General features: G+C 69.0%; 13 protein-coding genes and 1 pseudogene. 5 read left to right on the forward strand and 9 right to left on the reverse strand.

The features are described 5' to 3' along the window. Positions 1-164: 164 nt before the first annotated feature. The gene (locus tag JYK04_RS42500; protein WP_189746486.1) at positions 165-416 is read right to left on the reverse strand and encodes a CocE/NonD family hydrolase C-terminal non-catalytic domain-containing protein; all 252 of its coding nucleotides are present in this window, start codon (positions 414-416) and stop codon (positions 165-167) included. After that, a complete protein-coding gene (locus JYK04_RS40250) occupies positions 413-1,762 on the reverse strand; it encodes a CocE/NonD family hydrolase (protein WP_189746306.1) in 1,350 nt (449 codons plus the stop codon). Before JYK04_RS40250 ends, JYK04_RS42500 begins: the two co-directional genes overlap by 4 nt. A 361-nt stretch (positions 1,763-2,123) precedes the next feature. Between JYK04_RS40250 and JYK04_RS40255 the strand changes: the two genes are divergently transcribed. Then, on the forward strand, positions 2,124-2,975 hold the full coding sequence (locus JYK04_RS40255; RefSeq protein ID WP_189746308.1) for an aldo/keto reductase: 852 nt from the start codon (positions 2,124-2,126) through the stop codon (positions 2,973-2,975). Positions 2,976-3,253: 278 nt separating this feature from the next. On the opposite strand, the gene JYK04_RS42235 is transcribed toward JYK04_RS40255, so the two are convergent. Further along, positions 3,254-3,502 (reverse strand): putative quinol monooxygenase, encoded by a 249-nt coding sequence (locus JYK04_RS42235; protein ID WP_308431135.1) that lies wholly within the window; start codon positions 3,500-3,502, stop codon positions 3,254-3,256. Positions 3,503-3,701: 199 nt separating this feature from the next. On the opposite strand from JYK04_RS42235, the gene JYK04_RS40265 reads away from it, so the two are divergent. From JYK04_RS40265 to JYK04_RS40280, 4 genes and pseudogenes are all read left to right on the forward strand, one after another. Beyond that, complete coding sequence (locus JYK04_RS40265; RefSeq protein ID WP_189746310.1) at positions 3,702-4,535, forward strand: helix-turn-helix transcriptional regulator; 834 nt, start codon at positions 3,702-3,704, stop codon at positions 4,533-4,535. A 152-nt stretch (positions 4,536-4,687) separates the two neighbouring features. Then, positions 4,688-5,380 (forward strand): SDR family NAD(P)-dependent oxidoreductase, encoded by a 693-nt coding sequence (locus tag JYK04_RS40270; RefSeq protein ID WP_189746312.1) that lies wholly within the window; start codon positions 4,688-4,690, stop codon positions 5,378-5,380. Between the two features lie 90 nt (positions 5,381-5,470). Further along, positions 5,471-6,319, forward strand: a pseudogene (locus tag JYK04_RS40275) (IS5 family transposase). 1,179 nt (positions 6,320-7,498) lie between these two features. Further along, positions 7,499-7,789: a hypothetical protein gene (locus JYK04_RS40280; RefSeq protein WP_189746314.1), complete on the forward strand. Its 291-nt coding sequence runs from the start codon at positions 7,499-7,501 to the stop codon at positions 7,787-7,789. Between the two features lie 41 nt (positions 7,790-7,830). Here JYK04_RS40280 and JYK04_RS40285 read toward each other — a convergent pair whose 3' ends face one another. The 6 genes from JYK04_RS40285 to JYK04_RS40310 all read right to left on the reverse strand — a co-directional run bounded on the left by JYK04_RS40285 (position 7,831) and on the right by JYK04_RS40310 (position 13,717). Then, positions 7,831-8,130 (reverse strand): hypothetical protein, encoded by a 300-nt coding sequence (locus JYK04_RS40285; protein WP_189746316.1) that lies wholly within the window; start codon positions 8,128-8,130, stop codon positions 7,831-7,833. Between the two features lie 130 nt (positions 8,131-8,260). Then, positions 8,261-10,459 carry a geranylgeranyl reductase family protein gene (locus JYK04_RS40290; protein WP_189746318.1) on the reverse strand — a complete coding sequence of 733 codons (2,199 nt, stop codon included), beginning with the start codon at positions 10,457-10,459 and terminating at the stop codon, positions 8,261-8,263. After that, positions 10,456-11,424, reverse strand: a complete 969-nt coding sequence (locus JYK04_RS40295; RefSeq protein ID WP_189746320.1) for a polyprenyl synthetase family protein — start codon at positions 11,422-11,424, stop codon at positions 10,456-10,458. Before JYK04_RS40295 ends, JYK04_RS40290 begins: the two co-directional genes overlap by 4 nt. Beyond that, entirely contained in the window at positions 11,411-11,863 is a 453-nt protein-coding gene (locus tag JYK04_RS40300; protein ID WP_189746322.1) for a hypothetical protein, read from the reverse strand. The genes JYK04_RS40295 and JYK04_RS40300 overlap by 14 nt, the downstream gene beginning before the upstream one ends. Before the next feature lie 49 nt (positions 11,864-11,912). After that, positions 11,913-13,334: a S8 family serine peptidase gene (locus JYK04_RS40305; protein ID WP_189746324.1), complete on the reverse strand. Its 1,422-nt coding sequence runs from the start codon at positions 13,332-13,334 to the stop codon at positions 11,913-11,915. An 11-nt stretch (positions 13,335-13,345) separates the two neighbouring features. Next, a complete protein-coding gene (locus JYK04_RS40310) occupies positions 13,346-13,717 on the reverse strand; it encodes a hypothetical protein (RefSeq protein ID WP_189746326.1) in 372 nt (123 codons plus the stop codon). Between the last annotated feature and the right edge of the window lie 69 nt (positions 13,718-13,786).

A 13,786-nucleotide genomic window follows, 5' to 3' on the forward strand; every position in this document is an offset into this window, starting at 1 on the left:
GGGTTGGGCCGGGCGACGAGGAGACCGAGGCGTCGGCGGGGGACGTACGGGGCCAAGGCCCGTTCGGCCGGCGGGACAGCCCAGGCCTCCCCGGTGACCTCGGTGATGTGAGCCACCCGATCGTCGGACGGTCTGAGCCGGGTGTCAGGAGCTGCACAGACGGCCTAGCGGATGACGGGCAGGATGAGATGGGAGGGGTGGTCGGCGTCGTGGTGGATGAGGTCACGGCCCGCCTTGTGGCCGTAGTAGTGGTGGAACAGGCCGTCGGCGACAGCCGAGTCACCGTTGGCGATCTCCAGGCGGATCCGGCTGCCCTTGGGGAAGAGATAGGAGGTCGGCCAGACCTCGATCTCGTACCGGACGACGGTTCCCGGCTCGATCGGCCGGGGCGGCTGGGTGCGGTGGGATGCCTTCAGCCAGCCGCGGGTGACCGTGGCGGAGGGGGGGGCGGTACGTGCTCCGCGACCCTGCGCATGAGGGCCCCCTTGAGCCTGGGCACAGCCTTCTGCTCGGAGATCTTGACGTGGAAGTCGGTGTCGGTCTGGTCGGACTCCGCGTACAGCACCAGGGTGATCTTCCCGGTTACCTCGGTGTCGTGTTCCAGGGGCGCGGTGGTGAAGGTCAGGATGCCCCGCGTGGGTTGTGGGATGCCGTCGGTGATGACGGTGGTTCCCACCGTCCACTCGGGGTTGGGGTAGTCGTAGACGGTCGCCGTTCCGGCCGGCCGGGTGGGCGGGGTGGTGGCGAGGCTGCCGTCGTTGAGTGAGAGGACGGCGCGTGCGGGTTCGGGGTCCAGGTACAGGGTGATCGGCACGGCGCGCTGGGGTGGCCATTCGGATTCCTCCCGCAGCAGGCGCCCGGAGCTGGCGACCTGGATACGGACCGCCGGACCGTCCATGACGCCCTTGTCGACGCCCTTGAGCCAGTGGTCGTACCAGGGGCGGATGTGGGTGTCGAGGAAATCGGGCTGGTAGTAACGCTCTTGGCTGTCGGTGCCGGCGAGCACGACGAGACGCTTGTCGGCGCCCTTGAGCCGTTCGTAGCCGTCGAGCTGACCGCGCAGGTGCAGGCCGACGCTGTACCACCAGGCGATGTTCAGCACCGGGACGTCGATGTCCTCCACCTTCACCGCTCGCCGCTCCCACCAGTCGTCGAAGACGGGTCGGTCCAGGGTCATGCCGATGAGGTCGGCGGTGATGCCGCCGGGCCGGGGCGTAGTGCCGCCGCCGATCGTGGCGCCGGCGCGGATGAGGTCGGTCGACCAGAAGTTGAGGAACCCCATGGAGTAGACCCCACCGTGGTAGACCGCGTCGTGGTAGAGGTCCGTGAATCCGCTGTAGACCAGCGCGCAGGTCAGGTGCGGCGGGCGCTGCGCGGCGGCCAGCCACTGGTTCACGGCGTAGGCGCTCTCCCCGATCATCGACACCTTGCCGGTCGACCAGGGGCGGGAGGCGATCCACTCGATGGTGTCGTAGAAGTCGCGCTGCTCGGCAGGGCCGAACAGCTCGAACTGTCCCTCGGACCTGCCGGTTCCGCGCTGGTCGCCGACCACGACGGCATAGCCGTGGCCGGTCCAGTAGTCGAGGGGGCCGGTCTCGATGAACCGGAACATCGGCACCGCCGGCAGGTACAGCAGGTCCTTCTGGTACGGCGCCACCGCGTAGAGGGCCGGGAACGGCCCGTCCCCTTCGGGCAGGTACACATCGGCGCAGATTCGGACGCCGTCGGACGCGGTGATCCACTCGTTCTTGATCGTTCGCATGGCCACTCCTTAATTTCCTCATGTGTGGAAATTAATTTCAACGTACGCTGAAACTCTCGCCGAGGGGAAGCCCTTCTCCCAACCGTTACGGAAGGTGATGCGGTGTGACCGGTCGAGGGACGGGCGGTGGAGCGTGCGCCGCGCGTAGCCCGGGGTGGCGGCGCCGCGGTCGTGCTGCCGAGGGGAGGGGGGAGCCAGCCTGACCGGCACCCCGAGCCCCTGCCGGCCGGGTGACGCACAGCCGCGGGCCGTGGCCTGCCGGCCGCCGGACCCGTTTACCGGTGTACCGACCCGCCCGCCTCCCGGGCAGAGTCCGCCCGACCGGCCGGGTCCCGCCCGCACAGCGAAGGACATTCCGCGCATGCAGACCGTGACCCTCAACAACGGCGCCCGGATGCCGCTCCTCGGCTTCGGCGTCTACCAGATCCCTGCCGAGGACACCGAGCGCGCCGTGTCCGAGGCGCTGGCAGCCGGCTATCGCCTGCTGGACACCGCTGCCGCCTACGGCAACGAAGAAGCCGCCGGCCGCGCCATCAAGTCCAGCGGCATCCCGCGCGAGGAGCTGTTCGTCACCACCAAGCTGTGGGTCCAGGACGCCCCCGCCGAGGACAACACCCGCCGCGCGTTCGAGACATCGCAGGCCAAGCTGGGCCTGGACTACCTCGACCTGTACCTGATGCACCAGCCCTTCGGCGACGTTTACGGCCAGTGGCGCGCCATGGAGGCACTCAACCGCGAGGGCGCGGCCAAGGCGATCGGTGTCGCCAACTTCTACCCCGACCGGCTGATCGACCTGATCCTCAACAACGAGATCACCCCGGCCGTCAACCAGATCGAGACCCACCCCTTCTTCCAGCGCGCCGGCTACCAGGACCTCATGCGCGAGCACGGGGTCCAGATCCAGTCCTGGGGCGGCTTCGCCGAAGGCAGGAACGACCTGTTCACCAACCCGCTGCTCGCCGAGATCGGCAAGGAATGCGGCAAGTCGGTCGCGCAGGTCGTGCTGCGCTGGCTGACCCAGCGTGACGTCGTCGCCATCCCCAAGTCCGTGCGCGCCGAGCGCATGGCCGAGAACATCGACGTCTTCGACTTCAAGCTCACCGACGAGCAGATGGCCCGGATCGCCACCCTCGACACGGGCAGCTCCGTGTTCTTCGACCACCACGACCCCGAGATGGTCACCCGGCTCGCGGGGCACCGCCTGGACAGCTGATCAGCACCGGACGCCCCTCGCCGACCGCGGGTGCCCCCGAAGCAAACGCCCCGGGCACCCGCCCGGCCCCCACTTGGAACGACCGGCAATAGGCATCGGGTGCGGGGGAGGACGCAGAGCAGGCACGGGTCCACGTGATCATGGAGTTTCTACGATCAGTGATCACGAAGGACGGCCGTGCCCGCGCTGTCGTCTTGCTGCTCGAAACCGCTCAGCGTCGGAGGACGACGATTACGACCGCCGTGCTCCGGGTCGGCCTACCGTGCCGGGCGGAACGGCTACAGGGAGCGGATCCCGTCCTCGACGCTGCCGTCCATCAGTTCCAGCAGCTTGGGCACGAGGTCCTGTATGCGGGGTGCCTGCAGGTGGCCTTCGAGTGCCTCGCGGCTCTCCCAGCGCTCGAAGATGACGAACGCCCCGGTTGTCCCTCGACCCGGTGAGCCTCGTAGTCGATGTTGCCCGCGTCGTAGCGCGATGCGGTGACGGCGGCTGTCATGAACGCCTTCATGGAGGCTTCCTTCCCGGATTTGGCCTGGGCTTCACACAGCGCGATGACGTAGTGGTTCGACGTGGTGGTCACGCTTGCTCCTCCTGACTCCCAACAGCATCGTTGTGCGCCGTTCACGACTGGACGCTGAGCCCCGGGGAGCGTCGGTGGGAGATACGGGACTTCGTGGTACCGCGCGTACCACCCAGCGGGGCGAGGTGTGCGGGAGGATCGTGTGCATGGATCAACTCGGTGCCGCGCTGCGGGCGTGGCGGGACCGGCTGGACCCCGCGACGGTGGGCTTCGCACACGGCTCACCCCGTCGGGTGCCCGGTCTGCGACGCGCGGAGCTGGCGACGCTGGCCGGCATCTCGGTCGAGTACGTGGTCCGGCTGGAGCAGGGACGGGTGGCGACACCCTCGGCGCAGGTCTGCTCGGCCCTGGCTCGCGCCCTGCACCTGTCCGATGACGAGCACGCTCACCTTATGCGCATGGCCGGTCACGCAGCGGATCCGAGTCGGGTTCCACGAATGATCCCAGGGAGCCTGTACCGGATCGTGGACCAGCTCGCCGGCAACCCGTTGGCGGTCTACGACGCCACCTGGCAGTTGCTGCACTGGAATCCGCTGTTCGCGGCCACGTTCGGCGACCCCACGGTCCGCGGTGTGGGAGACCGCAACGTCCTGGTCTGGCAGTTCCTGGGTGAGCTGCCCCGGGTCCGGCAGACGGCGGCCGAGCGGGTGGCGTTCGAGGAGTCCCTCGTCGCCGACCTGCGCGCGACGACGAGCCGGTACCCCGACGATCCCGACCTCGCGGCGTTGGTATCGAGGCTGAACCTCAGCCCACGCTTCTGCGAGTTGTGGAGCCGCCGAGCGGTGGGCGGTCACCAGAGTGCGCACAAACTCGTCCAGCACCCGGATGTCGGAGACATCGCCATGAACTCTGACATCCTCAACACCCAGGACACGAACCTCCGCCTCGTGGTGTACACGCCGCAGCCAGGCACCGACGCCCGCAGCAAACTCGAATTCCTTGCGGCCATTGGGGTTCAGAGGATGTCTCCTCAGGGGTGAAGGCCCGCGTTCTGCCTCGTCCGGTGGACCAGGCTGCTGGGTGGTACGCGCGGTACCAGGAAGTCCTGTAGCTCCCGCCAACCTTCCCGGGGACCCAGCATGGAGTGCGTGAACAGCGCACGACCGTGCTGTTCGGACCAGGAGGAGCCAGCATGACCACCACATTCATCACCGGGGCCAACAAGTCCCTCGGTTTTGAAACCGCTCGTCGCCTCGTCGAGGCGGGGCACACCGTCATCCTCGGTGCCCGCCACCGTGAGCGCGGTCGGGCCGCGGCCGAGTCGCTCGGCGCCCGGTTCGTTCAGATCGACGTGACCGACGACGCCTCGGTCCAGGCCGCGGCCGCGGATGTCGCCGCGCGTGAGGGAGCGATCGACGTCCTGGTCAACAACGCCGGCGTCCTCGGCAAGGTCGGCCCCGTCGAGGAGTACACCGCGGCCGACGTGAGCGCCGTGCTCGACGTGAACGTCGTCGGGATCGTGCGCGTCACGCACGCCTTCCTCCCGCTGCTGCGCAAGTCGCCGAACCCCGTCATCGTCAACGTGTCCAGCGGGATGGGCTCCTTCAGCATGACCCAGGACCCGGCGCGGATCGAGTCGCAGTATGCCCTGCCCCTCTACTGCGCCTCGAAGGCCGCGGTCACGATGCTCACGACGCAGTACGCCAAGGAACTTAAGGACGTGAAGGTCAACGCCGCAGACCCCGGGCAGACCGCGACCGACTTCACCGGCGGCCTCGGACACAGCGTCGCCGATGGCGCAGAGTCCATCGTGACCCTCGCGACGATCGGCCCGGACGGGCCGACGGGACAGTTCATCGACCGATCCGGGAACCTCCCGTGGTGAACCTGCCCTGAGCTCAGGGTCGGTCGGCCCACCTCCCTGCGCGTATCTCATGCTCGTAATCTCTATGCTCAGTGATCACGAAGGACGGCCGTGCCCGCGCTGCCAGCTTGCCTGCTCGAACCTCTGTGGGACCAGTTCGCCGCGCTCCTCCCCGTCCGGGAGGAGTTCGTCGTCGGCCACCCGCTGGGCTGTCACCGCCGCCGGATCCCGACCGAACCGTCTTCGAGCACGTCGTGCTCGCGCTGGTCCATGGTTCCGGCTACGAGCGGATCTCCACACCCGGATGCTCGGACCGCACCATCCGCCGGCGCCTCAAAGAGTGGTCCCGGCAAGGGATTTCCAAAGCGCTGCACGCTCTCGCCCTGGACGCCTACGACCGGATGATCGGTCTCGACCTTGGCGAGATCTCGGTGACGGCTGCATCACCAAGGCCCCGTCCGGCGGGGAGAAGGCCGGCCGCTCGCCGGTCGACCAGGGCAAGCAGGGACTGAAGCGCTCCGCCGCCTGCGACGCCCGCGGCGTCCCATGGGGGATCGTCTCCGAGGGGGCCAATGGGCATGACTCGCCACTGCTCGGACTGACCCTGGACGCCGCGCAGGAGCAGGTTGGCATGCTGCCAGACTCCGTGAACGTCAACCTCGACCGGGCTACGACAGCATCAAGTCCCGTGCCTTGATGGCCGAGTTGGGGTTCACTGCCGAGATCGCCCGCAAGGGTGTGCCCGCCCCGATCCAGGCCAGCAGGCGCTGGCCCGTCGAGCGCACGCATTCGTGGATGAACGGCTACGGCAAGCTTCGGCGCTGCACCGAGAGAAACGGCAGGGTCGTGGACTTCTACCTCTACCTCGCCGCTACCCTCGTCACACTTCGCATGATGATCTGGCAGGCACGCAGCCGATACCGCTGGAATGGCCGACCCACCCGTCGCCGCCTCAAGTGATCCTTTTGCCGGTCGGTCTTAGTCCAACGGTTCACCGGGAGGCGTCCTCCAAGATCACGCCACAGGACCGTACCGCCCTGCCGAGCCGGCTCACCGTTCCGCGCGGGGCACTGCTGACACGAGCCGCCGCCTTGGTCACAACTCACCTGACGAGCTGCTCGCCGTCCTCACCGCAGCCCCCCGTGAGGCGGGTCCTGCCGGCCTCTTCTCCCACCCGGGCAACCGCGTACACCAGCCTCGAGTCTGAGGTGGAGCCCTTCCCGGGGGTCTTCTGTGTGAAGGACCGTTGCTGCGCACAGTAGTTGGGTACTGTCCTATCCGTCTGCTGGACTCACGTCAGCCGAGCATCGCGCGCTGGCCGTACAAAGGACGCTGGGGAGACGGGTGCTGGGCGACGAGGAAGTTCTCAAGGCCGTGCAGAGCCACATCGAGAGTCGAGGGGAACCTCTGGCAGGACCCTTGTCGGCTGCCTCCGCGATCACCTGGCATTCGCTCCTGAAAGGGCAGATCGTACGGAGCATCGAGTCCCGCTCAGAAGAGAAGCGCCTCCACCGCGGACCTCTCGACCTCTCCGGCCGCCCGGTCTACGACGTGATCAGCGACTACCGGATTCCACCTCCTCGGGACCCTGCCGAGCAGCGCAGACGGATATTGGTACGGCGGGGGTCGATCGATGCCCGCTTGTGCGAATGCGGTAACGGAGGCGTCCGCTGCCAGCGCTGTGAAGGCGAAGGCATGATCCGCTGCGAGCCGCGCCGACCGTGTGGAAGCTGCAGAGACAGCACCTGCTGTCTACTGTGCGGCGGAGACGGCCGTTCGGCCCTGAAACCGGCCGGGGCGCAGGCCCGAACCCCTGTGCACGCTGCTGCAGCGGAGACCAGCGACCGTGGGCAGTGCTATGAGTGTGGTGAGCCTGGTGTCGCATGCGTAACGTGCCGCGGCCGTGGTCGCGTTCAATGCACCATCTGCCGCGGCGAAGGGTCCCGGTCGTGTCCCGACTGTGCCGGGGACGGCAAGGTCACGCACAAGCACTGCGCCGGCACGGGCAGGACCGTCGAGTGGACAGAAGGCATCATCGCCCAGACACCAAGGACCGAGGAGGTCAGACTTCCGGAGCCCGGAGTGCTCTACTGGGCGCGGAAACTCGCGGATCAGCATGCAGCCTGGACCCCGACAACAATGGCGGACAACGATCCTCTGCGCGCCCGCGTCCAGAAGGATTTCGGATCAACCCTGAAACCGCTTCTTCGACCGCACCACCAAGAGATCGCGCGCCGGACAGAACTCGAGTACGTGCGGTTCGCGAAGGTGGCGGTAGACGAGCACCCGCACAGGATCTACTACGTCTTTCCCACGCTCGGGCGGCCGACGGTCGTGAGGCGGCCCTCGCCGAGACGCGTCTGCCAGATCGCGGGAATCGCAGCCCTCGCGTTTCTGCTCCTGGCGCTCGTCAACCGATTCCTCGCCTGACCGGCGGCGGTAACGGCCGCGAGGAAGAAGGCGCTGTGTGATCAGCACCCGGCCAGACACCCGCTCCGAGCCCTACTCGCGGCGTAGAGGCGGACCTCGTCCAGCACCCCTGCGGCGCGCAGCGCGGCCAGAAGTGCGTCGGCGACGTTGGCATTCAGCGGCTCGGCCATCGCGACCAGGACCGCGGTCAGCAGTTCGGGCAGCGGTACCGCCTTGTCGCGGACGACGGACAGGTGCGCGCTCCAATCGGCGAGCGGCGGTACGGTGAGATCGACGTCCGCTTCGTACGGGGGCCGGTCGCACGCTGGTGCAGTGCGTGCTGGTTCCGGCCACGATGACACTGCTCCGCGGCTCCAACTGGTGGGCACCACCCCCGCTCCGGCTGCGTTTCCGCACGCTGCGGACCCAGGCCCAGTTGCTGGGATCGGCGTGTGACCGGAGCCGGCCGACATCCACGGGGAACCGCCCCGATCACCCGAACAGTGACTCCAGGGCCGGTCGTTGCGGAAGCCGTCGCGTGACCGCGTAGTCGATCAACGCGAACAACGATGCGCGCGGAGGTCCTTCCGGCAGTGCCTCAAGCGCGACAGCCGCCCGGACGGCCTGCTCTCGTGCCAGAGCACGGGTCACCTCGAGCGCTCCGCTCTCGCGGACGAGCGCCACCGCCTCGTCAACCTCGCCCGCCGTGCGGCACCCGCCGCGCACAAGGCTCGTCAGTCTTCCTTGCGTACGCCGCAGCGCGATCAGCACGGGATGCGCCAACGTACCGTCGCGCAGCACGGCGCCAGCGGTGTTGTCCCCCGGGCCGTTGGCCCCGGTGAGCATGCGGATGTCCTCGGTCAGCCGGAACGCGACGCCGAGCGCACGGCCGTAGCTCGCGAGTGATGCGGCATGCTCCGGATCGGCTCCCGCCACGACGGCGCCGAGCCGGCACGGCAACTCGAACGACGATGCCGTCTGCAACTCGACCAGCGACAGATGCTCGTCCTCGGTCACCCCCGGATCGAACGCGTGCTGCCGCTCGCGGATCCGGCCGGTGCACACCTTCGTGACGGCTTGGGAGAGGACCGAGAGGGCCTGAGGGCCGCCGTCGGTGGCGAGGTGCAAGGACTTCGACATCAGCAGGTCGCTGACCAGGATGGCGAACCTGTTTCCCCAGCTGGAGTGCGGTGTCGGGGTGTTCTCCACGCCGAGTTGCGCGAGAGCCGCCAACGCGCTCAGCTCGATCGCGGCGCCCAGTTTGATCGCGGCGCTCTGTTTGATGCCGCAGCGCGTGCCGGGGTCACCGAAGTGGGTTGCCAGCAGGAGCAACAGCGCCGGCCGGAACGGGACTCCGGGATCTCCCCAGCCCGACGTGGCCACGCGGGCCAGGAAGGGCCACTCGTCCCGGACAGAGCTCGTCATGAGCTCACCGACGCCGAGGAGATCGGCACGCACCTCGACCCCGGGGGCCATCAGCGTGGCCACGTCGTCGATCGTGCGGTTCGCCCGGAGTTCGCCGATGCCCTCGGGCAGCAGAACCGCCCGGCGGCACAGCGCGAACGGAGCGCGCTCGCTGTCGAAGGTGCTCTCCAGGACCCGCCAGACGAACTGGTACCGCTGTGCCGACCGGCGGCCGGCCCCCAGCCACCCGGAGTACGAGTGCTCCAGCAGCAATGCGTGGTCCAGCAGGTCCGGACGCGCGGGATCGTTGGTCAGCCCGCGGTCGATCACTTCGGCCGCGATCTTTCCGGACTCGAGGGCGTAACTGATGCCCTCCCCCGTGAACGGGTTCACCAGCCCCGCCGCGTCGCCGACGAGCAGGATGCCGTCGGCCACGCAGCGATCGGGAGAGAAGTCGAGGCGGAACGGCGCCGTCGCCCACTCTCCGCGCAGCCGGCCGCCGAACTCCTTCCCGCGTGTGCTCAGCCGGGCGAGGAAGTGCTGCAACACCTGCTCCGCGCGGCCTTCGTATCCTGGACGGAACAGCGCGACGCCGACGTTCGCCTCCGATGCGCCCGTCGGGTTGATCCAGCCGAACGACGGCAACAGGTCCCGGCCCGCGACGTCGTCCAGGGGCAGGAAGGCCTCCTGGAGGTCCCGCAGCCCGTCGAGACCGGTCAGATAGCCGCGGACACCGACACCGACGCCGAGCTCGCCCCCGGGAAGCAGACCGACCGCGCGCGCCAGCGGGGACCGGGCACCATCGGCAGCGACGACCACGGCCGCCCGGACGTCGACGGGGCGGCCCCCACGGAACACCCGTACCCCGACGACCCGCCCGCCCTCGACGATCGGGGCCGTGACCGCGGCGCCCTCCCAGAGCTCGGCGCCGACCGCCACGGCGCGGCGGGCCACGGCCTCGTCGAGCACGACGCGCGGCACCACGAGACCGTGGCTGTCCGTGCCCGGGTAGGCGTCGTAGACGAAGTCGCGCCAGCCACGGCCGCGCATGTGGACCCGCGCGCCCCGCATCCGTTCCGCATGGGGCAGGCAGTCGAGGACGCCCATCGCGGCGAGGATCCGGACCGCGCGCTGCGTCAGCGCATCGCCGCACACCTTGTCCCGCGGGAAGCGCTGGGCCTCGAGCAGCAGGACCCGGCGGCCCCGGACCGCGAGATGGTAGGCGGCAGCGCAGCCCGCGGGCCCCGCGCCGACCACCACGGCGTCGTAGGGATTTCGCACGTTCATCGCATCCGGCCCGCGATACGTCGGGGCATGTCGGCGAGGGCGTCGCGGCCGGGGAACTCCGGGAGCCCGGCGAGCGCGGTGGCGGCGCGGTCGGTGTGCGTACGCACGAGCTCGCGCGTCAGGTCCACGGTGCCGCTGAGACGCACCAGCCCCGCCGCTTCGGCCGCCTCCTGCTCGGTGAGGTTCTCGTGGCGCAGCAGTGCCGCCAGCCGCCCGCTCGGGTTCCGGCGCAGCGCGAGGAGGACCGAGTACGAGAACACGCCAGCACGGAGATCGGTACCCGTCGGCTTGCCCAGACTGGCCGGGTCGCCGACGAGGTCGAGCAGGTCGTCGGTGAGCTGGAACGCGATCCCCAGTTGCTGTCCGAAGCGGAACAGAGCTTCTGCGTGGCCGGGATCGCATGCGGCCAGCTCCGCGCCCAGCCGGCAGGGCAGCCCGAACAGCGTGGCCGTCTTCATGCGGATGATCTCGAGATGCTCGTCGGCGGCCAGCTCCGTGTCGTACACATGCTCGGTTTCGCGCAGTTGCCCGCTGCACAGCGTGAACGCCGCCTCCGTCACCGCCGACACCGCCTCGTGCGGCAGGTGTGCCAGCTCGGCCATCGCGCACGCGAGCACGTGCGTACCCGTCGTGGCGGCATGTGTGTTGCCCCACCGGGAGTTCGCGCTGGGCGCACCGCGTCTGGTTGCCGCACCGTCCATCACGTCGTCGTGCAGCAGCGATCCGACGTGCATGAGTTCGATGGCGGCGGCGGCATGGGCGAGCAGCGCTTCGTCGGCCTCGCCGAGGCTCGCGGCGAGGAACAGCAACCGCGGGCGCAGCCGCTTGCCACCGCGCCGGATCAATCCGCCGGCGATCCGGCCCAGATCCGCGTCCTGTACGGTCACCGCCTCGTGCAGGGCGTCGTCGAGCCGCGCGGCCCACCCGGTGCCGGGGGAGAGCGGCAAGGTCTCAGAGGAATTCATCGCAGAGCTCGTCGAGCTGCGTGCGCAGCCTTGCCGATCCGAAGGCGAGTTCCGCGAACCGGACGAAGAAGCCGTAGCCGTTGTGCAGGTCGCCGGCCGCGGCCCGGACGATGACGTCTCCCCGGAAGTACGCCTGGAGTGGCGTGAGGCGGCCGGCCGCGATCAGCTGGGCGGCTTCCCGATACACCGCACCGTGCATCATCTCCCCCGATCCCAGCCCGGGCTCGATGACGACGTCGCCACCGCCGACGCGGACGTTGATCCGGCCGAAGCCGATCACGGCCACGTTGGCCTGGCGGCCGTCGAACTCGCCCACCATCTCCCGGAACTCCACCGGGTTCTCGGTCTTGAAGTCCCTGACACCGCTCCGCACCGCGCCCGCCAGTGTTCTGTCGTTGTCGGTGACGCTTGCTGCTCGGGGCGCGAAATCGTCGGGCACGGGACGTCTCTCCTCATGTGCGGTTTCCGACCGGTGGTGTGGTGCGTGGTCACGGCGGCGCCGGCGTGGCGTTGACCGCCGCGAGTGCGTCGACCCTGCCGTACCAGACGAGCGGGATCGGTCCCGGCGTGGTCGTGACGATGAGCCTCTTGACCGTGCCGGGAGTGATGTCGGGGTTCTTGTCCAGCATGAGCGCGGCAACACCCGACACGTGGGGGGCCGCCATGCTGGTGCCGGATTTGTCGATGAAGCCCGGCGCGACGACGTCTTCCGGCCTTCCCGTGCCCGACGCCCGTGCCGAGGCGATGAACACACCCGGGGCCGCGACGTCCGGTTTCGGCCTGCCGTCCGGGGTCGAGCCGTGGCTGGTGAATTCCGCAATGTTGTCCTCGTCGTCGGTGGCCCCGACGGTGATGACGTTGCGTGCGTTACCAGGACAGCGGATCTTGGTCGCGTAGTCCCCCCAGAAGTCGACGCCTTCGTTTCCGGAGGCGACGACCACCACCACGCCGAGGTTCACGAGATTGTCGGCGGCGGTGCACAGCACGCAGTTGCCGGAGGGGCAGACCCACGCGCCGTCGCGGTGCGAATAGCCCCAGCTGTTGCTCGCGACGTCGGCACCGGAGGTCGCCGCCGCGGTCAGCCCCGCGGTCGCCCACGCCGGAGTGGCATTGCCCGTGCCGTTCATGATCCGGATGTCGATGATGTTCGCACCGGGGGCAACGCCGCGGAATGTCGCGTCCTGGCTCGCGATGATCCCCGCGCAATGAGTCCCGTGGCCCTTTTCGTCGCGGTTCACCGCCGTACCGGTCATGTCCTGTTGCGGGCCGACCACGCCCGCGAGCGCGGGGTGCGCGGCGTCCACACCCGTATCGACGACCGCTACGGTGATGCCCGCACCCGTGATACCGGTGGGCAGGACGTCCGCCCGGATGTGCGGTCGGCTGACGTCGAGGCACTCGACATTGCGCTGCTTGTTGCTGGTCACACTGCTGACATCGGCTCGCGCCGCCACCGCCAGCACCTCGGACGAAGTGAGCGTGGCGCGCACGCTGTGGGTCAGCCAGAACTCCTCTTGGACGTCGATGCCCCGCCGTTCGAGGTCCGCACGGATGCCCTGCAGGAAGATGTCGGCCTCGGCCTGACGCGTTTCGATCGCCCGGGCCCGTTCGGCTCTCGGAACGGCGCCCCGGCGCACTGCATCCCGGCCCGACATCATATTGATCATGACCTCGTGCACCGGCTGCTCGGTCGAGTCGGGTGCACCCGTCCAGGAGGCGAGCTTGCGCCGCTCGCGCTCGAGGAGAATCGTGTTGACGACCCACGGATCAAGCTTGCGCACGGCTGCCGGGCTCTGCGCCGTCAGCTCTTCCAACTGATGCCGGCGCCTCGTCTGTACGTACCAGTCGAACTGCGCGTGGCTGTCGTCGGCGGCGGACCGGGCATCCCTTCCAGGGGACGGCGAGGGCATCCTGGCTCCTCTCAGCGCTCGTCCGCGATCTCGGCCTGCCTCGGCGAATCCAGCAGTACCTGCCGGACCTCCGGACGACCTGCGACCGCGAGCAACGACGTTATCGATATACGAGCCGCAACCGTGTGATTGAGCCAGGACTCGCGGATGTCTCGCCCGCCCGCCGCAACGAGAGTGCCGACCACCGCCTCGGCTCGGCGCCCGAATGTTCGGCGCATGGCGTCGACGGCCTCGCCGCGCGTCACAGCCGATCCTGGCAGGTGATCATCACCCGGCGTGAGGACGATGAGCACGGCGACCTCGGCAGGCCGAACGGTGAGGATTTCCCGCTGCAGTGCCCCGTCGAACTTCTCCCAGGCGTCCGGCGGGTTCCGTTCCGACATCAATGGCTCCCGTCCGCCTCAGCAACCTGCGGACGTCTCCGGCGCGATTGCATCTCCTGGAACCCCCGG

Source organism: Streptomyces nojiriensis, from assembly GCF_017639205.1.
GTDB classification, from domain to species: domain Bacteria; phylum Actinomycetota; class Actinomycetes; order Streptomycetales; family Streptomycetaceae; genus Streptomyces; species Streptomyces nojiriensis.